The sequence below is a fragment of the Variovorax sp. genome (genome assembly GCF_965279555.1).
GTDB lineage: Bacteria > Pseudomonadota > Gammaproteobacteria > Burkholderiales > Burkholderiaceae_C > Variovorax.
On sequence record NZ_OZ257247.1, the window covers coordinates 4674502 to 4693775 of the forward strand.

18 protein-coding genes are annotated in these 19274 nt (G+C 67.3%); 5 read left to right on the forward strand and 13 right to left on the reverse strand.

Annotated features, from left to right (window positions below; genetic code table 11):
- Nucleotide 1: 1 nt before the first annotated feature.
- From ACQY8B_RS21860 to ACQY8B_RS21885, 6 genes are all read right to left on the reverse strand, one after another.
- A complete protein-coding gene (locus tag ACQY8B_RS21860; protein WP_422088624.1) occupies nt 2-907 on the reverse strand; it encodes an ABC transporter permease subunit in 906 nt (301 codons plus the stop codon).
- 4 nt (nt 908-911) lie between these two features.
- A complete protein-coding gene (locus tag ACQY8B_RS21865) occupies nt 912-1916 on the reverse strand; it encodes an ABC transporter permease subunit (RefSeq protein ID WP_285411529.1) in 1005 nt (334 codons plus the stop codon).
- A 51-nt stretch (nt 1917-1967) separates the two neighbouring features.
- A complete protein-coding gene (locus tag ACQY8B_RS21870) occupies nt 1968-3647 on the reverse strand; it encodes a long-chain-fatty-acid--CoA ligase (protein WP_422088625.1) in 1680 nt (559 codons plus the stop codon).
- A gap of 99 nt (nt 3648-3746) precedes the next feature.
- On the reverse strand, nt 3747-5246 hold the full coding sequence (locus tag ACQY8B_RS21875; RefSeq protein WP_422088626.1) for an NAD(P)(+) transhydrogenase (Re/Si-specific) subunit beta: 1500 nt from the start codon (nt 5244-5246) through the stop codon (nt 3747-3749).
- Nucleotides 5243-5575 (reverse strand): NAD(P) transhydrogenase subunit alpha, encoded by a 333-nt coding sequence (locus tag ACQY8B_RS21880; protein ID WP_116912477.1) that lies wholly within the window; start codon nt 5573-5575, stop codon nt 5243-5245. The genes ACQY8B_RS21875 and ACQY8B_RS21880 overlap by 4 nt, the downstream gene beginning before the upstream one ends.
- Nucleotides 5576-5602: 27 nt before the next feature.
- A complete protein-coding gene (locus tag ACQY8B_RS21885) occupies nt 5603-6733 on the reverse strand; it encodes a Re/Si-specific NAD(P)(+) transhydrogenase subunit alpha (RefSeq protein ID WP_422088627.1) in 1131 nt (376 codons plus the stop codon).
- Nucleotides 6734-7176: 443 nt separating this feature from the next.
- Between ACQY8B_RS21885 and ACQY8B_RS21890 the strand changes: the two genes are divergently transcribed.
- The 3 genes from ACQY8B_RS21890 (at nt 7177) to ACQY8B_RS21900 (ending at nt 8913) form a co-directional block, all read left to right on the forward strand.
- Nucleotides 7177-7893 (forward strand): response regulator transcription factor, encoded by a 717-nt coding sequence (locus tag ACQY8B_RS21890; protein ID WP_422088628.1) that lies wholly within the window; start codon nt 7177-7179, stop codon nt 7891-7893.
- 72 nt (nt 7894-7965) lie between these two features.
- Entirely contained in the window at nt 7966-8400 is a 435-nt protein-coding gene (locus ACQY8B_RS21895) for a DUF4019 domain-containing protein (RefSeq protein ID WP_422088629.1), read from the forward strand.
- A gap of 21 nt (nt 8401-8421) precedes the next feature.
- Nucleotides 8422-8913 carry an NUDIX hydrolase gene (locus tag ACQY8B_RS21900; protein ID WP_422088630.1) on the forward strand — a complete coding sequence of 164 codons (492 nt, stop codon included), beginning with the start codon at nt 8422-8424 and terminating at the stop codon, nt 8911-8913.
- A 1-nt stretch (nt 8914) separates the two neighbouring features.
- Here the strand turns inward: ACQY8B_RS21900 and mnmA are convergent, their stop codons facing one another.
- Nucleotides 8915-10024 (reverse strand): tRNA 2-thiouridine(34) synthase MnmA, encoded by a 1110-nt coding sequence (gene mnmA / locus ACQY8B_RS21905; protein WP_422088631.1) that lies wholly within the window; start codon nt 10022-10024, stop codon nt 8915-8917.
- 146 nt (nt 10025-10170) lie between these two features.
- Here mnmA and ACQY8B_RS21910 point away from each other — a divergent pair, with 146 nt between their 5' ends.
- Nucleotides 10171-11898, forward strand: coding sequence for a long-chain-fatty-acid--CoA ligase (locus ACQY8B_RS21910; RefSeq protein ID WP_422088632.1), 1728 nt, complete (start codon nt 10171-10173; stop codon nt 11896-11898).
- Between the two features lie 3 nt (nt 11899-11901).
- Here ACQY8B_RS21910 and ACQY8B_RS21915 read toward each other — a convergent pair whose 3' ends face one another.
- From ACQY8B_RS21915 to ACQY8B_RS21935, 5 genes are read right to left on the reverse strand one after another with little or no spacing between them, the layout of a single operon-like run.
- Complete coding sequence (locus tag ACQY8B_RS21915; RefSeq protein WP_422089093.1) at nt 11902-12888, reverse strand: LLM class flavin-dependent oxidoreductase; 987 nt, start codon at nt 12886-12888, stop codon at nt 11902-11904.
- A gap of 45 nt (nt 12889-12933) precedes the next feature.
- On the reverse strand, nt 12934-14616 hold the full coding sequence (locus ACQY8B_RS21920; protein WP_422088633.1) for an FxLYD domain-containing protein: 1683 nt from the start codon (nt 14614-14616) through the stop codon (nt 12934-12936).
- Between the two features lie 47 nt (nt 14617-14663).
- Nucleotides 14664-15263: a hypothetical protein gene (locus ACQY8B_RS21925; protein WP_422088634.1), complete on the reverse strand. Its 600-nt coding sequence runs from the start codon at nt 15261-15263 to the stop codon at nt 14664-14666.
- A 16-nt stretch (nt 15264-15279) separates the two neighbouring features.
- On the reverse strand, nt 15280-17082 hold the full coding sequence (locus ACQY8B_RS21930; RefSeq protein ID WP_422088635.1) for a VanW family protein: 1803 nt from the start codon (nt 17080-17082) through the stop codon (nt 15280-15282).
- Nucleotides 17079-17684 (reverse strand): DUF6891 domain-containing protein, encoded by a 606-nt coding sequence (locus ACQY8B_RS21935; protein ID WP_422088636.1) that lies wholly within the window; start codon nt 17682-17684, stop codon nt 17079-17081. The genes ACQY8B_RS21930 and ACQY8B_RS21935 overlap by 4 nt, the downstream gene beginning before the upstream one ends.
- Nucleotides 17685-17885: 201 nt before the next feature.
- Between ACQY8B_RS21935 and ACQY8B_RS21940 the strand changes: the two genes are divergently transcribed.
- Complete coding sequence (locus tag ACQY8B_RS21940) at nt 17886-18569, forward strand: hypothetical protein (protein ID WP_422088637.1); 684 nt, start codon at nt 17886-17888, stop codon at nt 18567-18569.
- A 1-nt stretch (nt 18570) separates the two neighbouring features.
- Here ACQY8B_RS21940 and ACQY8B_RS21945 read toward each other — a convergent pair whose 3' ends face one another.
- The gene (locus tag ACQY8B_RS21945; RefSeq protein ID WP_422088638.1) at nt 18571-19173 is read right to left on the reverse strand and encodes an isochorismatase family protein; all 603 of its coding nucleotides are present in this window, start codon (nt 19171-19173) and stop codon (nt 18571-18573) included.
- Nucleotides 19174-19274 lie beyond the last annotated feature (101 nt).

Here is a 19274-nt window from a genome sequence, read left to right on the forward strand (position 1 = left end):
TTTAGCGTTTGAGCTTGGGGTCCAGCGCGTCGCGCAGCCCGTCGCCCAGCAGGTTGAAAGCCAGCACGGCCATCAGGATCGCCAGGCCCGGAAAGGTGACGACCCACCACGCGCGCAGCACGAACTCGCGCGCATCGGCCAGCATGGTTCCCCACTCGGGCGACGGTGGCTGCGCGCCGAGGCCCAGGAAGCCGAGCGCCGCCGCGTCGAGGATGGCCGTGGAGATGCCGAGCGAAGCCTGCACGATCAGCGGCGCGGCGCAGTTGGGCAGCACCTCGCGGAACATCAGGCGCAGCGTGCCGGCGCCGCTCACGCGCGCGGCGGTCACGTAGTCGCGCGAAACCTCGGCAATGACCGCTGCGCGCGTGATGCGCACATAGTGCGGCAGCACCACGATGGCCACCGCCAGCATCGCGTTGACCAGCCCCGGCCCGAGGATGGCGACGATCACGATGGCCAGCAGCAGGCTGGGCAGCGTGAGCACGATGTCCATGAGCCGCATGATCGCGATCTCGAGCACCCCGCGGAAGAAGCCCGCGATCAGCCCGAGCACCACGCCCGCGACCACCGAAATCGCCACCACCGCAACACCGATCGACAGCGACAGCCGTGCGCCGTACATGAGCCGCGAAAGAATGTCGCGCCCGATGGCGTCGGTGCCCAGCAGGTAGCTCATGGAGCCGCCCTGCTGCCATGCCGGCGGCAGCAGGAAGACGGCACTGTTGGTTTCGTTCGGCGCATGCGGGGCGATCCATGGCGCGGACAGCGCGACCAGCAACAGCAGCACGATGGTGACCAGCCCGATGACCGCGCCGCGGTTGGCCGAGAAGGCCGTCCAGAACTCGCGCCAGGGGCCGGGAGGAGCGGTGCTTTTCGCACCGGTGGAAATGGTTTGTGTCGAGGCCATGAGCTCAGCGCCGGATGCGCGGGTTGATGACGCCATAGGCCACGTCGACGAGCAGGTTCACCAGCATCACGATGCCGCCGAGCAGCAGCATGCCGCCTTGCAGCACCGGGTAGTCGCGCCGGCCGATGGCCTCGATGAGCCATTTGCCGACGCCCGGCCACGAGAAGATGGTCTCGGTGAGGATGGCGCCGGTGAACAGCACGCCCACCTGAAGGCCGATCACCGTCACCACCGGAATGAGCGCATTGCGCAGCGCGTGCAACCCGACCACGCGAAAGCGCGAGAGGCCCTTGGCGCGCGCGGTGCGGATGTAGTCTTCGCCGAGCACCTCGAGCATGGCCGAGCGCGTCATGCGCGCGATCACCGCGAGCGGCACGGTGCCGAGCACGACGGCCGGCAATATCAGGTGATGCAGGGCCGACCAGAATGCGCCGGTGTCGCCGGCGCGCAGCGAGTCGATCAGCAGGAAACCGGTCTCGGGCTCGATGTAGTACTGCACCGCGATGCGCCCCGACACCGGCGTCCAGCCGAGCTGCACCGAAAAGAACAGGATCAGCAGCAGCCCCCACCAGAAGATCGGCATCGAGTAGCCGGTCAGCGACGTGGCCATCACGCCGTGGTCGAAGATGGAGTTGCGCCGCACCGCCGCCAGGATGCCGGCCGGCAGGCCCAGCAGCAGCGCGAAAAGGATCGCGCAGACCGCGAGCTCGACGGTGGCCGGGAAAAGCGCGAGGAACTCGCTCATCACCGTGTCCTGCGTGATGAGCGACTTGCCCAGGTCGCCGTGCAGCACGCGGCCGATGTAGATGCCGTACTGCACGATCACCGGCTTGTCGAAGCCGTAGGCGGTGCGCAGCTCGGCGTGGCGCGCGGGGTCGATGCCGCGCTCGCCGGCCATCGTCTCGATGGGGTCGCCGGGTACGAGCCGGATGAGAAAGAAGGCAAGCAGCGTCATGCCGATGAAGGTCGGCACCAGCAAGCTCACACGGGTCAGAATGAATCGAAACATCGACCCGCGAATATGCAAGATCGATGCCGTGGCCCTACCCGGGCCGAACCCTTACTTTTTAACGTCGCGCAGCTCGCGGCGCAGGATCTTGCCGACCGGCGTCTTCGGCATGTCGGTACGAAACTCTACGATTCGCGGCTGCTTGTAACCCGTAAGGTTTGCCCGGCAATATTCGCGCACCTGCGCCTCGGTGAGCGACGGGTCTTTCTTCACGATCACGAGCTTCACGGCCTCGCCGGTCTTCTCGTCGGGCACGCCGACCGCCGCGCATTCGAGCACGCCCGGAATCAGTGCCACCACATCTTCCACCTCGTTCGGGTACACGTTGAAGCCCGACACCAGGATCATGTCCTTCTTGCGGTCGACCACCTTGAAGTAGCCGCGCTCGTCGACCACGCCGATGTCGCCGCTCTTGAAGTAGCCGTCGGGCGTCATGACCTTGGCGGTCTCGTCGGGACGCTGCCAGTAGCCGGCCATCACCTGCGGGCCCTTGATCGCGATTTCGCCGCGCTCGCCCATGGGCACTTCGTTGCCTTCGTCATCGAGCAGCTTGAGCCAGGTGCTCGGCAGCGGCAGGCCGATGGTGCCGGTGTAGGCGGTGCTGTTGGTCGGGTTGCAGGTGGTCGACGGCGAGGTCTCCGACAGGCCGTAGCCTTCGCAGATGGGGCAGCCGGTCTTCTCGAGCCAGAGCTTGGCCACCGCCGCCTGCACGGCCATGCCGCCACCCACCGAGATCTTCAGGTTCTTCCAGTTGACGGTGTTGAAGTCGGGGTGGTTCGCCAGGCCGTTGAACAGCGTGTTGACGGCCGGGAAGCTGTGGATCGTGTGCTTCGACAGCTCCTTCAGCACGGCAGGGATGTCGCGCGGATTCGGGATCAGGATCAGCTTGCCGCCCGTGCGCATGCTCAGCATCATGCCGACCGTGAACGCGAAGATGTGATACAGCGGCAGCGCACACACGCCCGTGGGCTGCTCGTTGGCCGGCACCTTGGCCATGGCCGGTTCGTTCCAGGCTTCGGACTGCAGCACGTTGGCGATCACGTTGCGATGCAGCAGCACAGCGCCCTTCGACACGCCGGTGGTGCCGCCGGTGTACTGCAGCACGGCCACGTCGTCGGGGCCGATGGCCGCCGGCTTGAGCGAGCCGCTCGCGCCCTTGTCGAGCGCGTCGTTGAAGCGCACCGCGCCGGGCAGGCTGAAGTGGGGCACCAGCTTCTTGACGTTGCGCACCACGTAGTTGACCAGCGCGCCCTTCAGGAAGCCGAGGCGGTCGCCCATGGAGGCCAGCACGATGTGCTTGATCGGCGTGGACGCGATGCACTGCTGCAGCGTGGTGCCGAAGTTCTCCATGATGACGATGGCCTTCGCGCCCGAGTCCTTGAGCTGGTGCTCGAGTTCGCGCGGCGTGTAGAGCGGGTTCACGTTGACCAGGATCAGGCCGGCGCGCAGGATGGCAGCGACCGCGATCGGGTACTGCGGACAGTTGGGCATCATCGCGGCAACGCGGTCGCCCTTCACCAGGCCCAGTCCCTGCAGGTAGGCCGCAAAGGCCTTGCTCTGCCTGTCGGTCTCGCCGTAGCTGACGTCCTTGCCCATGAAGCTGTAGGCCGTGCGGTCGGCGTACTTCGAGAAGCTCTCTTCCATGAGCGCAACCAGCGAGGGGTAGTGCGATGCATCGATATCTGCGGGCACACCCTGCGGGTAGCTGCTGAGCCAGGGACGATCGGTCATTGGATTTGTCTCCTCCGGGGTCGGACTGTTGAAAACGAAAACGGCGCACTAAGTGGCGCCGAGAGGAAGCGCGCCGCTCGGCGCGGCACGGACCCGGGCCTATTCGATGGCCTTGCCCATATCTTCCACTACTTTTTTGGCATCCCCAAAGACCATCATGGTCTTGTCCATGTAGAACAGCTCGTTGTCCAGGCCCGCATAACCGGCGGCCATGGAGCGCTTGTTCACGATGACGGTCTTGGCCTTGTAGGCCTCAAGGATGGGCATGCCGTAGATCGGGCTGCCCTTGGTGTGCGCGGCCGGGTTCACCACGTCGTTGGCGCCCAGGATGATCGCCACGTCGGCCTGGCCGAACTCGCCGTTGATGTCCTCCATCTCGAACACCTGGTCGTAGGGCACCTCGGCCTCGGCCAGCAGCACGTTCATGTGGCCGGGCATGCGGCCCGCCACCGGGTGGATGGCGTACTTCACGGTGATGCCCTTGTCGGTGAGCTTCTGCGCAAGCTCCTTCACCGCATGCTGCGCGCGTGCCACCGCCAGGCCGTAGCCGGGCACGATCACCACCGTTTCGGCGTTGCCCAGCACGAAGGCCGCGTCGTCGGCGCTGCCGGTCTTCACCGGGCGCTGCTCCTTGGCCGCACCGCCGGTCGTGGCCGCCTCGCCGCCGAAGCCGCCCAGGATCACGTTGAAGAACGAGCGGTTCATGGCCTTGCACATGATGTAGCTCAGGATCGCACCCGAGGAGCCCACCAGCGAGCCCGCCACGATCAGCATCGCGTTGTTCAGGCTGAAGCCGATGCCCGCGGCCGCCCAGCCCGAGTAGCTGTTGAGCATCGACACCACCACCGGCATGTCCGCCCCGCCGATCGGGATGATGATGAGCACGCCCATCACGAAGGCCAGCGCCAGCATCGCGAAGAACGCGCCCCAGCTCTCGGTGGCCACGAACAGCAGGCCCAGCGCCACGGTCAAGAGGCCCAGCACCAGGTTGAGCATGTGCTGGCCCTTGAACTGCACCGGCGCGCCCTGGAACAGGCGGAACTTGTACTTGCCCGACAGCTTGCCGAAGGCGATGACCGAGCCGCTGAAGGTGATGGCGCCGATGGCCGCGCCCAGGAACAGCTCCAGGCGGTTGCCGTAGGGAATGGCGTAGCGCACGAAGCCGTCGAGGATGACGGCGCCGTCGGGCGTCTGCGCGCCGATGAGCGCGGCAACGGGCGCGGCCGTGATGCCGAAGGCCCAGGGCTCGGCCACCGCGGCCACACCGATGAACACCGCCGCCAGGCCGATCATGCTGTGCATGAAGGCCACCAGCTCGGGCATCTTGGTCATCTCGACCTTGTTGGCCATGAAGGCGCCCAGGCCGCCGCCGACCACCACTGCGGCCAGCACCCAGCCGATGCCGGTGGCGAAGTTCACGCCGAGCGAACGCGTCAGCCCGTGGATCAGCGCGATGGTCGTCAGCACGGCGATCGCCATGCCGGTCATGCCGAAGATGTTGCCGCGGATCGAGGTGGTGGGATGGCTCAGGCCCTTCAAGGCCTGGATGAAACAGACGCTGGCAACGAGGTACAGCAGCGTGACGAGGTTCATGCTCACTTGGAAGCTCCCTCTTCAGCCTTCGGTGCGGCTGTCTTCTTTTCTTTCTTCTTGAACATCTCCAGCATGCGCCGCGTGACCAGGAAGCCGCCGAAGACGTTCACCGCGGCCAGCGCCACGGCCAGCACGCCCATGGTCTTGCCCAGCGGCGTGGTGGTGAGCGCGGCCGCCAGCATGGCGCCCACGATCACGATGGCCGAGATCGCGTTGGTCACCGCCATCAGCGGCGTGTGCAGCGCGGGGGTTACTGTCCACACCACGTGATAGCCCACATAGATGGCCAGCACGAAGATGATCAGGTTGATGACGGTATGGGATACGGGATCCATTTGCTCTTCTCCTCGCGTGTTCGCTGGCTACTTGCGGGTGACCTGGCCGTCCTGCGTCATGCGGCAGGCGGCGACGATGTCGTCCTCGAGGTCGATCTTCAGCGCGCCCTCCTTGGTGACGATGAGCTTGAGGAAGTCGAGCACGTTGCGCGCGTAGAGCGCCGAGGCATCGGCCGCCACGAGCGCGGCGAGGTTGGTCTCGCCCACGATGGTCACGCCGTGCTTGACCACCGTCTTGTCGGCTTCGGAGAGGGGGCAGTTGCCGCCGATGCCATCGGCGCCTTTGCCGGCGGCGATGTCGACGATCACCGAACCGGGCTTCATGGCCTTGACCATGTCCTCGGTGATGAGCGTCGGCGCGGCGCGCCCGGGGATGAGCGCGGTGCTGATGACGATGTCGGCCAGCGCCACGCGCTTGGCCACCTCGACCTGCTGGCGCGCCAGCCAGCTCGCGGGCATGGGCTTGGCGTAGCCGCCGACGCCGACGGCGGCTTCCTTTTCTTCATCGGTGTCGTAGGACACCTCGATGAACTTGCCGCCCAGCGATTCGATCTGCTCCTTCACGCTCGGACGCACGTCGGACGCCTCGATGACGGCACCCAGGCGCTTGGCCGTCGCAATGGCCTGCAGGCCGGCGACACCGACGCCCAGGATCACGACGCGCGCGGCCTTCACGGTGCCGGCGGCCGTCATGAGCATGGGGAAGAAGCGCTGGTATTTGTCGGCCGCGATCATCACGGCCTTGTAGCCGGCGATGTTGGCCTGCGAAGAGAGCACGTCCATGCTCTGGGCGCGCGTGGTGCGCGGCGCGGCTTCCAGCGCGAAGGCGGTGACGCCGGCCGCGGCCAGGCGCTGCAGGCCGGCGGCATCGAAGGGGTTGAGCATGCCGATGACGACGGCGCCGGACTTCAGCAGCGCGGTTTCCGAGTCGGTGGGCGTGCGCACCTTGAGCACCATGTCGGCACCGAAGGCGCCGGCCTGGTCGGTGATCTCTGCCCCCGCGGCCTGGTACGCCGCATCGGTCACACTGGCTGCAACGCCAGCCCCCGACTGCACGCGCACCGTGTGCCCTGAGGCCGACAGTTTCTTCACCGTCTCGGGTGTCACGGCCACTCGGGTTTCGCCAGCCACGGTCTCGGCAGGCACGCCTATCAGCATAGAGTTCTCCTCAGAGCAAGGGGGGGCACACGGAATGCGGGCAGAGCTTACAGCAAGATTACAGGCCGCCGTTGTCGCGCAAATTCCCTTCCCGCTTTCTTTTGGAAGGCCTGTGCCTGCTGGCATAACAGCTATTTAATTGATAGCAAATTCGGGTATTCGATAGCCTGCCACCGGGCACTCGGATTGACCTGGACACCACAGCAAGCCTCCGGCAAAGGCCTTGAATTAACAAGTTGACTAACAAGTCAATAGAACCGTTGATTTAATAATTCAATATCTGCGTTTAAAAGTAGCTAAATGTTATTAGATTGATTTAGAAAAATCAGAATAGCGTGCATTAGTTGCATCTCGCTTTTTCTTGCGTCGGTTCCGGGTGGATAGACTTTGGTTCCTATCGCCAGCTCATGGAGGCTGGCGAAGGGAGGAAAAAGAGGGATGGAATGCGTATTGCTGTACTCGACGACGGCCCGGACCAACGCAGGCTGATCAATCAAACCATGGTGGCGCTCGGCCATGAGTGCCATACGTTCACCGCAGGAAGGGTGCTGCTGCAGTCGCTGCGCCGGCAAACCTTCGATCTGCTCATACTCGACTGGAACCTGCCCGACATGGCGGGCCCCGACGTGGTGAAGACCATCCGGCTCGATCTGAAGAGCCGGCTTCCCATCCTCTTCGTGACCGACCGTCGCGACGAGGACGACATGGTCGAAGGGCTCAACGCCGGCGCCGACGACTTCATGGCCAGGCCCATCAGGGCAGGCGAGCTCGAAGCCCGCGTCAATGCGCTGTTTCGCCGCTCCTACCCCTCCCGCCACGAGGCCGAGCTGGTGTTCGGGCCCTATCACTTCTACCCGCCTTCACGGGTACTGAAAGTGCACGGCAAGGAGGTCGAACTGAAGAACCGCGAGTACGAACTGGCGCTGTTCCTGTTCCAGAACCTGGGGCGGCTGCTGTCGCGCGAGCACCTGCACGAAGCCGTGTGGGGGCTGGGCATCGAGGCGCTGTCGCGCTCGCTCGACACTCATGTCTCGCGGCTGCGCACCAAGCTCGACCTGCGTCCTTCCAATGGCTTCCTGCTGCTGGCGATCTACGGCCTGGGCTACAGGCTCGAGACGATCGACGAGAACACCACGTTCAAGGTCGGCAACATGCGCTGAAAAGCCCCCGGGAATCTCTGCCACGCTAAAGTCTCCAACGGTCTTTGGACGTATCGAAACGAGACGAGACGAATGAAACCCATGATCAGGCTGCTGCTCGCCGCCATGCTGCTCTGGAGCTGGATCGGGCCGGCCACCGCGCAGGAGGTCGAGGCCGGCGACATGGTGCGAGGCGGGATGCAGGCGATCCAGATGATCGACCAAGGCAAGGCCGGCGAACTATGGGACGGAGCCACGGCCGCCACCCGCAAGCGCGTGCCGCGCGCCGACTTCATCAATCAGGTCGCCAGCAGCCGGGCGCCACTCGGCGCGCCGCGCATGCGCACATGGGTTGCGGTCAACCGCCAGGTCGTGACCGACCCCGACGACGACACCGCTGGCCAGTACGTCAGCATCGAATACGAAACCCGCTTCGCCAACCGGCCCGACAGCACGTTGCGCGAACTCGTGAGCTTTCACCTCGACCACGACCGCATGTGGCGCTTCAGCGGCTACGTGCTGCGCTAAACAGGGCAAGGACAGGAAAAGATGGCTGCCGCCACGCGCTGGAAACCCAATGTCACCGTGGCTGCGGTGATCGAACGCAACGGACGCTTCCTGCTCGTCGAAGAACAGGCCGGCGACGGCCTGAGGCTCAACACGCCCGCCGGCCACCTCGACCCCGGCGAATCGCCGGCCGAGGGCTGCGTGCGCGAGACGCTCGAGGAAACCGCCCACCACTTCACGCCCACGGCGCTGGTCGGCGTCTACATGGCGCGCTCCCGACCGCTGGCCGAGCGCGGCGAAGACGTGACCTACATGCGCTTCTGCTTCACCGGCACGCTGGGCGCCTTCGAGGAGGGCCGCGCGTTGGACGACGGCATCGTGCGCACCCTCTGGATGACGCCGGACGAAATCCGCGCCAGCGTGGCGCGACATCGCAGCCCACTGCTTCTGCAGTGCGTGGAGGACTACCTCGCCGGCAAGCGCTACCCGCTCGAACTCGTGCAGGTCGACGAATCGGTGCGCTCGGCTCCCTGAATCAGACGATGACGCCGCCGCCCAGGCAGCGTTCGCCGTCGTACAGCACCGCTGACTGGCCAGGCGTCACGGCCCATTGCGCCTCGCCGAAGCGCAGGCTGAACGCCGCCGCGTTGCCGCCATCGCCCGCCCCCATCTCGCAGGCCGCGTCGGCCTGCCGATAGCGCGCCTTCGAACCGTAGCTCCCGGCGGCGGGCACCTCGCCCGACACCCAGCTCGCATCATCAGCCCTCAGCTCCGACGACAGCAGCCACGGATGGTCATGCCCCTGCACCACCCAGAGCGTGTTCTTCTCGACGTCCTTGCGCGCCACGAACCAGGGCGAATGGTCGCCCGAGCCCCTCTGCGCGCCCTTCTCCTTCACGCCGCCGATGCCCAGCCCCTGCCGCTGCCCCAGTGTGTAGAAGCTCAACCCCTGGTGCTCGCCCAGCTTGCGGCCGCGGTCGTCCTTGATCGGGCCCGGCTCCTTGGAGATGTAGCGGTTGAGGAACTCGCGGAACGGCCGCTCGCCGATGAAGCAGATGCCGGTCGAGTCCTTTTTCTTCGCATTGGGCAGGCCTATTTCCTCCGCGATGCGGCGCACCTCGGTCTTGTGCAGCTCGCCCACCGGGAACAGCGTCTTCGACAGCTGCGCCTGGTTCAGGCGGTGCAGGAAGTAGCTCTGGTCCTTCGACGGATCGAGCCCCTTCAGCAGCTCGTGCTTGCCGGTGGCCTCGTTCAGGCGAACGCGCGCGTAGTGCCCGGTGGCGATCTTTTCGGCGCCCAGCCGCATGGCATGGTCGAGAAACGCCTTGAACTTGATCTCGGCGTTGCACAGCACGTCGGGGTTCGGCGTGCGGCCGGCCTTGTATTCGCGCAGGAACTCGGCGAACACGCGGTCCTTGTAGTCTGCCGCGAAGTTGACGTGTTCGATCTCGATGCCCAAAACGTCGGCCACGCTGGCCGCGTCCACGAAATCGATGTTCGACGAGCAGTATTCGCTGTCGTCGTCGTCTTCCCAGTTCTTCATGAAGATGCCGACCACCTCGTGCCCCTGCTGCTTGAGCAGGTGCGCCGTCACCGCGGAGTCCACTCCGCCGCTCAGTCCCACCACGATGCGTTGCTTTGCCATAAGCCCGCCATTGTCCCAGCCTCGCGTTAGGGGCTCCCGGCGTGTGGGAAATCGGGAAAACCCGTGTCGCCGGCTTGTCAGCTGCCGCCCCACGATGCGAAAGGCCGGCGCTAAAGTGCCGCAAAAGCACAGCGGAGACAAGACGCATGGCCACCCCCTCCCCCGCCGCCCAGCCCGGCAACGACACCCCCTGGACGCGCAACTACCCGCCCGGCATGCGCTGGGACGCCGAGTTGCCCGTCAAGCCGGTGCAGCAGATGCTCGATGAAGCCGTCGCGCGCTGGCCCGAGCATTCGGCCGTGGAGTTCATGGGCCAGGCCATCACCTACCGCGAGCTCGGCGCGGCTGTCGAGCGTGCCGCCAAGGGTTTGCAGGACCTGGGCGTGAAGCCCGGCGTGCACGTAGGCCTGTACCTGCCGAACACGCCCCACTACCCCATCGCCTTCTTCGCGGTGCTGAAGGCCGGCGGCACGGTGGTGAATTACTCGCCGCTCGACGCCGAGCGCGTGCTGGCCCACAAGATCGAGGACAGCCGCACAGACATTCTTATCACGCTGGATCTCGTCAACCTGTACCCGCAGATGGCGCGCCTGCTCGACAGCTCGCGCCTGCGCAAGCTCGTGGTCGGCAGCCTCGGCGACTACGGCGCTGCGGGCGACAAGGTGCAGGCCCAGTTGCAGGGCGCCGGCCAGATCGCGCCCGTGCCCACCGACGACCGCCACCTGCGCTTCACCGACCTGCTCAAGAGCGAAGGCACGCACCAGACCTATCCGCTCGGCGATCTCGCGGAAGAAATCGTCGTGCTGCAGTACACCGGCGGCACCACCGGCCTGCCCAAGGGCGCGATGCTCACGCACGCCAACCTCACTTCGGCCTCGGCGCAGTATTACGAGTCGACCAAGGGCGATCCGCCGATCCTCGACGAGGGCAGCGAGCGCTTCCTGGTCGTGCTGCCGCTGTTCCACATCTTCGCGCTCAGTGCCGCCATGCTGCTCGGCGTGCGCCTGGGCGCCGCGCTGGTGCTGCACACCCGCTTCGACGTCGACGCGGTGATGAACGAGCTCGCGGCCAGCAGGATCAGCGTGTTCCCCGGCGTGCCGACGATGTACACCGCCATCCTCTCGCACCCCAAGGCGAAGGAAATGGACCTGCGCTCGCTCAAGTTCTGCGGCTCCGGCGGCGCGCCGCTGCCGGTGGAGGTGGAACAGCGCTTCTTCGAACTCACCGGCTGCCACCTCAACGAAGGCTGGGGCATGACCGAGACCTCGCCCGTGGGCACCTTCACGCCCGCGCGCGGCGTGCGCAAGGCGGGCTCGTGCGGCATGCCGCTGCCGCAGGTGCGCATCAAGCTCGTGAGCCTGGACGATCCTTCGAAGGACGTCACCGCGTTCGGCGAAGCGGGCGAGCTCTGCATCAAGGGCCCGAACGTGATGAAGGGCTACTGGAACAACCCCAAGGCCACCGCCGAGTCGATGACGCCCGACGGCTACTTCCGCAGCGGCGACGTCGCGAAGATGGACGCCGACGGCTATTTCTACATCGTCGACCGCACCAAGGACATGCTGCTGTGCGGCGGCTACAACGTCTATCCGCGCGTGCTGGAAGAAGCGGTGTACGAGCACCCCGCCGTGGCCGAGGTGTGCGTGATCGGCATTCCCGACGAATATCGCGGCCAGTCGCCCAAGGCCTTCGTGAAGCTGAAGGAAGGCGCGGGCGAGTTGACGCTCGATGCGCTCAAGGCCTTCCTGAAGGACCGCCTCGGCAAGCACGAGATGATCGGCGCGCTGGAGATTCGCGCGGAGCTGCCCAAGACCGCAGTGGGCAAGCTCTCGAAGAAGGACCTCGTGGACGAGGAAGCCCGCAAGCGGGCGTGACGCTTACTTCTGCCCGAACGCACCGGCAAGCAGCTCATAGGAGCGCAGCCGGGCAGCGTGATCGAACACCTGCGAGGTGATCATGAGTTCGTCGGCGCCGGTGCGCGCGACGAATGCTTCGACGCCTTTCTTCACCGTCTCGACCGAACCGACGGCGGAGCACGACAGCACGGAGTCGAGCAAGGCGTTCTCGGCCGGGCCGACCTTCTGGCGGTAGTTTTCCACCGGCGGCGGCAGGCGCCCGGGCCGGCCGCTGCGCAGGTTCACGAAGGCCTGCTGCCACGAGGTGGCGCGGAACTCGGCCTCCTCGTCGGTGTCGGCCGCGAACACGTTGAAGCCCAGCATCACGTAAGGCTTCTGCAGTTGCGCCGAGGGCTTGAAGGTCTCGCGGTAGATCTGGATGGCCTGCATGATCTGCTGCGGCGCGAAGTGCGAAGCAAAGGCATAGGGCAGCCCCAGGTGCGCCGCGAGCTGCGCGCCGAAGGTGCTGGAGCCGAGGATCCACACCGGCACCTCGAGCCCCGCGCCGGGCACGGCGCGCACCGCCTGCTGCGGGTTCTTCGACATGAAGTCCATCAGCTCGATCACGTCTTGCGGAAACTGGTCGGAGTCTGATTCGAGGTTGCGCCGCAACGCCCGCGCGGTGCGCTGGTCGGAGCCGGGCGCGCGGCCCAGGCCCAGGTCGACGCGCCCCGGGTACAGCGATTCGAGCGTGCCGAACTGCTCGGCGATCACCAGCGGCGAATGGTTCGGCAGCATCACGCCGCCGGCGCCGATGCGGATGGTCGAAGTGCCCGCGCCCACGTACGACAGCAACACCGCCGTGGCCGCGCTCGCGATGCCCGGCATGCCGTGGTGCTCGGCCAGCCAGTAGCGCGTGTAGCCGAGCTTCTCGCCATGCTGCGCCAGCGAGAGCGAGTTGCGGAACGACTGCGCGGCGTCGCTGCCCTCGGTGATCGGGGATAGGTCGAGGATCGATAACGGAATCATGGGCGCGATCATGGCGCGAACCGCCCAACGCCGTCGCGGGAGGGGCTATTCGGTTTGGTATAGCGTGGTCACGCTCGCGAAGTCCCGGCCGTTCTGCTCCACGTTCACCTGGAACGGCACGCTCTCCCCCGGCGCGATGGCCGGCAGGTTTTCCACCAGCTTGAACCCAGTGAGCTGCCCGCCGCGGTCGCGCAGGCTCACCCACAGCCGCACCTTGCCGACGATGCCGTTGCCCGGGTTCTTCACGCTGCCCGTCACCTCCACGCTCTTGTAGATGAAGCGCTGGCTGAAGTTGAGCAGCACGCTGCCGGTCTGGGCCTTGGTGCCCGTCACCCGCACTTCCAGCGGCTTGCGCGGGCCCGGCATGGCGGCGCGGCGCATCGGCTTCCACTCGATGCGGGTCTCGGTCAGCTTCTCCATGTCTTCCGGCTCGAGGAAGATCGGAAAACGCTCGCCTGGGTAGAGGTAGGCCAGCCCCGAGATGTTGGTCGTGCCGCGCGCCTTGTTGCCGCTGAAACGCGAGATCACACCGCCCGGCGCCAGCACGATCGCGTCGGCGCTGCGGTTCACCAGCTCGGTCAGGAACAGCCGCTGCTGGATGTTGTTGCGCCCGTCGATCAGCGGCAGCAGTTCCAGCTGCTTCGCGTCGAAGCGCTCGCTGTCGCCGGCCAGCAGGTCGTCGGTGCCCAGCCGCAGTTCGGGGTTGAAGTTCTCCGGGCCGCCGGTGGCGCGGATCACGCGGTCGGCGCTCAGCACCGGCGTGCGCGCGCCCGATGCCTCGACGACGCTGTAGCCGATTCGGTAGTCCCACGCCGCTATGGCCGCCGCGCGGCCGAAGCGCGCGATGCTGACGTCCACCGAGGTCTGCGCGCCAGGCTGGATTTCATTGGCCTGCCCGTAGCCGTGGCCGATGCCGATCACCTGGCCGGCGTCGTCGTAGAGCGTGGCCAGCACCTCGATGCCGCCGACCATCACGCCGTCGGTGCGTGCGTTGGCGATGCGGCCCACCAGCCGCACGCGCTCGCCCTGCTGCACCAGCCGCACGCGCGAGAAGGTCATGCGCGGCCCCTCGGTTGCGCTGTAGGGCTCGGCCAGTTTCTGCACGCGCAGCTCCTGCCGCGTGATGTTCTTGCCGCTTGGCATGTCGATGAGCGCAGGCGCGCTCTCGCCGGGCTGCAGCACCGACACCGGCAGCATCTCGCTGCGCTCGTCGAGCCGCGAGTCGCCGTCGTAGTAGATGGCGCGCACGCCGGCACGCGACAGCGGCTTGCCGGTCTCGTTGCGCGCCACCACCAGCAGCTTGGGCAGGGCCGAGCTGCCGGTACCCACCAGCACCTGGCGCGGCTCGCCGAGCTTCAGCCCATCCGGCGGAATGGTGCGATCGGCCACGGCCGCGACCACCGCGGCGGGCCGCGCATCGGGCGACGGCTTGCCGGAGCCGATGAACAGCCCCACGATGCGCCCCACCAGCACCACGCCGAGCACCGCGATCACGCCGATGCCGATCTTGCGCAGCAGCAGCTTCTGCTTGAGCGCCTCCTCGGCCGCGAGCCGCCGGCCGGCCTCGTTCTTCACCTGGTCGAGCACGCGCTCCAGCCGGTCGGACACGTTGTCCTCGACCAGCGTGACCGAGCCGCAGTGCTCGCAGGTGTATTCATTGAGGCCCGTACGCTTGAGCACGCTGCTGCCGCATTCGCCGCACTTGAGCGTCTGGAGGTCGATGGTCATGAAGTGCTTCCGTGTTCTTTTTCTTGATTGCTGCCTGCGCAGTGCCGCTACCAGTCGAACGCAGCGGCCAGGCCTTCCGCTGCCGCGGCACCGCCGAGCAGCGGCGCCAGCCGTTCGACCAGCCGCGCGCGATACAGCGGATTGACGGAATCGTCGTCCAGGAAGATGTCGTCGCCCGCTTCCTCCCAGACCTGGCCCATGGTGCCGAGGCACGCCGCCATCTCGAGGATGTCGCCAAAGATCGGTTCGTCGTCCTGCCACGCGCCCGCGCCGTGGAAGGCGAACTGTATCGCGCCGGTGCGCAGGTCGAAGATGAACGGGTCCGCGCCCTGGTCGGCCACCACCAGCCAGTGATCTGGCCAGTCGGCCAGGCGCTCGCCGGTGATGCCGTGCCAGCGGTAGCCGGCCTGCAGCTGCCACAGGCGCGCGAGCGGCGGGATGCTGAAGTCGTTGCCGGCAGTCGGGATCGAGAGGCCCGCATGGCCCACGCGGTCGTTGATCCATTCGCCGAGCGGACCGACCTGTGCGTAGAAGGCCTCGATGGCGGGCGGCAGCGCGATGTCGCCGCGCCAGTGATCGGCCGCGGACTGCGGCGCCAGCGCGCCATGGGGAGCCAGGGCCGCTCGGGCCTGTTCGATCGATGCCAAGTGTGTTGTTCTCCGTTCAGGGATTGCAGGCAGCCCGCAAGGCGGCGCGCAGCGATTCCACGTCGCCCGGCGCGACCTCATGCACGCCGGGCAGGGCCGAGAGGCCGCAGGCGGTCGAGGCCACCACCGGCACGCCGGCCGCCACCGCGCGCAAGACCGCGCGCGGCGCATGCTCGATGTGCGCCGGCAGCACGACCACGCTGGCGCCCGCCAGCGCATCGCCCTGCCAGTTCATGTGTTCGACCTGCGCAATGCCTTGCCAGAGCTGCACGTCGCTCGATGGCGCGCCGAGCACGCGCAGGCGGCACGGCCAGTCTTGCAGCGCGGCGGCAAGTTCGCGTGCGCCCTTGCGGGCCAAGGCGCTTGCCGCGAACACGACGAGGGGCGGGTCGGCTCGCCTGCTGGCGACGGCCTTGGCCTCGGACAGCACCCAGTCGAGCCGCACCACCGCGGCCCGCGGCGCGAGCCGCTCGATCTGCGCCGCAGCCTCGGCATGCGGCGTGACCACGGCCACCGCGCGTGCAAGGGCCTGTGCCTCGGCGCGCGCCAGCGCGGGGTCGGCGCGGAAATCGCGCAGCGTTTCATCGTCGGGCCAATGGTTCGCGGCAGCATCGAGCCGGCGCTCGATCTCGGCCATCGGCAATGCACCGGCCAGAACGGTGACGCGGCGTCCGTCGAGCGCGCCGATGCGCTGCAGATGCGGCAGCAGCGATTGCTCGACCACCAGTTGCGTGTGCGCCGGCTTCAGCCGTGCGGCGAATGCCAGCGCGAGCCACCGCTGCCCGTCGATCAGGCTCGCCTGCCGCCGCCCCGCGTGCCGCGCCCAGAGCCGCTGCCACAGCGCCCGCCGCAGGCTCACGGCCCACAGCGTTTGCACGACCTGCGTACCTTCAGCGACGGCTTCGCGGTGCCAGCCGGTGGCGGGCCGGCGCCAGAACGCGAGCCGCAGCGGCACGGGCTGCATGCGCTCGGCCTGCGGATGCGCAGCGTGCAGGTAGCGCGCGAACTCGGGCGTCCAGCCATCGACCAGCACGGCGGTACGCCCCTGCGGCTCGATGTCGATGCGGGGGCGGTGCCGAAAGCACGCGGCCTGGTCGCAGCTCAGGCAGCCGCGCGCGAGCGGCGATGCAGCAGGCGTATCCACCTCGTTCGCGCGCCGCGGCACGAGCGGCGCAACGACCGCCGGGAACGGCGAGCGGGCGCGGATGCGCAATACCAGCTCGCTGTCGGTCAGCTCCACTTCGAGCCGCCATGCGTGCCTGGCGCGCAGCTTGAGATCGACGTAGTTCCAGAACACCGTCGCGTCGATCGCATCGCCATCGGCCTCGTCGGCCTGCTCGATGCGCGCCGTGTGTACGTGGCGCTCGACCAGCTCGAACCCCGCGCGCGCAGCGACTGTCGCCAGTGCGTTCGACAACTGGCAGAGGCCGCCGGCCAGCGTCGGCACCACGCAGCCACCGCGCACTTCGCGCCCGACCACGAAGCCGCGCCAGGCAGCAGGCCGGCCGAGCTGGCGCCAGAAACTCAGCAGCTCGCCCGCCGGCACCTCGACTGCATCGAAGGCGCGGCGCGCCACGCGCAGGTTCTGCACCTTGCCGGCCACCAGCGGAAATTCGTCGGCGCGGCCATCGGACCAGAGGGGCGTGCGGTATTGCGCAATGACCGGCGCATCTGCCAGTGCGTGGCTGCCGGCGTGCCAGCGCCGGGCCGAAGGCCGCAGCGCCTCGCGCAGCGCATGGGCAGTGGCCAGCAGCCGCGAGCGCAGCCAGAAATCGATGGCGTCGATACGGCGCGGCGGCTGCCAGGCCTGCACGCTCACGCGGAGGGGCCTCGCTTGCGCCATTGGCCGAGGTCGGCTTCGATGCGCTCGTTGATGTCGCCGCTCCAGTGCGCGCCGAAGCCCGCGGCGCGCAGCAGCTCGACGATGCGGCGGCCCACGACGACGGTGTTGGCCTCGCGCTGGTCGATCTCGGGGATCATGCCGCCGCTGAACGCCAGGTGCAGGCGGCCGGTGCGCACTGCCGTATCGAGATCCTGCGAGTGATAGAAGCAGCAGCCGCGGATGCCCGACGCCAGGCGCCCCGCGGCGCGCCATTGCTCGCGCACGTCGTCATGCCCGTCGGCCAGCGAGTTGCCGGCGCGATGCAGCGCGATGATCTTCTCGGCACGTAGCTGCGCGAACACGGCGTCGAGCCGGTCGTACTCGGTCAGAGCAGGCCAGCCTGCCTCGGCGGCGCGCTTGGCGGCGCATGCGTTCGCTGCCTCGGCCTTGATCCATGCACGGTCTTCGGCCGTGAGCTCGTCGGGGTCCAGATACTCGTCGGTGATCATCCATTCGACGTCGGCGTCGGGATGGAAACCGCACCACACCAAATCGTGGATGCGTCCGCGCGTGTCTTCGGGGTCGAGAGTAAGGGCCATGCGTAAGGGGTTGCCACCTCGGTGGCGACGGATCGTGCTTTCGTTTTTTCCTGGCAGGAGCGCTTCGTATTTTCGCCCGACTGCACCACTATGGCGCATTAATGCGAAAGCATGAGGTCTCGCGGCCTGCCCTTCCGCACCACACCATCATGCGGGATGCCCAGCGGCAAGGCAATGCGCCTTTTGGCGGAGACGGCAGCTATGCTCCGCGCCTTCATGCAAGAGCACCAGCCCGCCATCGACCCTCAGCCCATCGACGAACGGCTCCCGGACGAATGGACTTCGGGCGCACCACAGGCCACCGAGCGCGCACCGAAGTCGCCCGCCGATTGGCTCGGCTGGCTGATCGCGCTCGCGGTGCTGGCTTTCTTCGCGGTCTTCGGCTTCCAGGCCATGACCTGGGCACTGGCCGGCGGCTGGCAATGGCTCTGGATGCTGGTCGGCCTGCCGGTGTTCGCGATGTTCTCGGTGCTGACCGTGGTGTTCGTCTGCACCACGCTGCGCGAGCGGCGCTGCGTGCGCGTGGCGCTGGAGAACATCCGGCTGGAGCGCGGCGAGGGCTTGCGCATCGGCGAGCCGCTCGAACTGCGGCTGCGCGCGACTGTGCCCGCTGCCCGCCAGGGCGAACGCACGACAGCGCCGGTGCGACTCACGCTGCGCCTGATGAAGCGCGTCGATGCCTCGCTGCCCGACACCTGCCGCGGCGAGACCGTCGTGCGGTGCGAGGACGCGCAAGCGGCGCGGCTGCTCTACACGGGCACGCTGTGCACGCGGCCTGATGAGGATGGCGGGCCGGCGCGGTGGTTCGTCACGGTCCACGAGACGGACGCAGTTGACGCCGCGCCCTTCCTCGTCGCCCCGCTGCGGCTGCTGCCTGCCCGCTGAATCAGCGCTGCTGCTGGCCGGCAGCAGCGATGGCCTCCAGCACCACCTCGGTCGAACGCACGCGGCCCATGCGCGGGAACACCTGCTGGTTCGCGAAGTCGTGCGGCTCGGCCGCGAGCGAAGTCATCGCGTCTTCCACGAACACCAGTTCATAGCCACGGTCGAAAGCCGCGCGCGCCGTGGATTCGACGCCGAAATTGGTCGCGATGCCGCTCATCAACAGCGTCTTGATGCCGCGGCGGCGCAGCTGCTGGTCGAGGTCGGTGCCGTAGAAGGCACCCCACTGGCGCTTGGTGATCCGCACGTCGGCGGGCTGCACTTCGAGTTCGGGCACCAGTTCGGAGAACTCGGGCGGCGGCACCGGCGACCCGGCGGGCCGGCTGATGGATGCATCCGCCGGCAGGCTCAGCAGCGCCGCCACGTCCACACGCACCCAGACCACCGTGCCGCCGGCCTTGCGAAGGCTGTCGGCAATGCGCTTGCCGCGCTGCACCACGTCGGCGGCGGCGTGCGGCGCAAGCTGCCGGGCTACGTTGCTGTTCTGCAGATCGATGGAGATGAGTGCAGCTTGACGGGGGTTGATGTCGAAATGTTGGATTTGCATGCAGACCATGATACGGACGCCGTATGAGCCGGCCATGAGCATCGCCATACGCAAAATACGCAAAAAGGCCGGACCATGCAGATGCACGGTCCGGCCTTTTA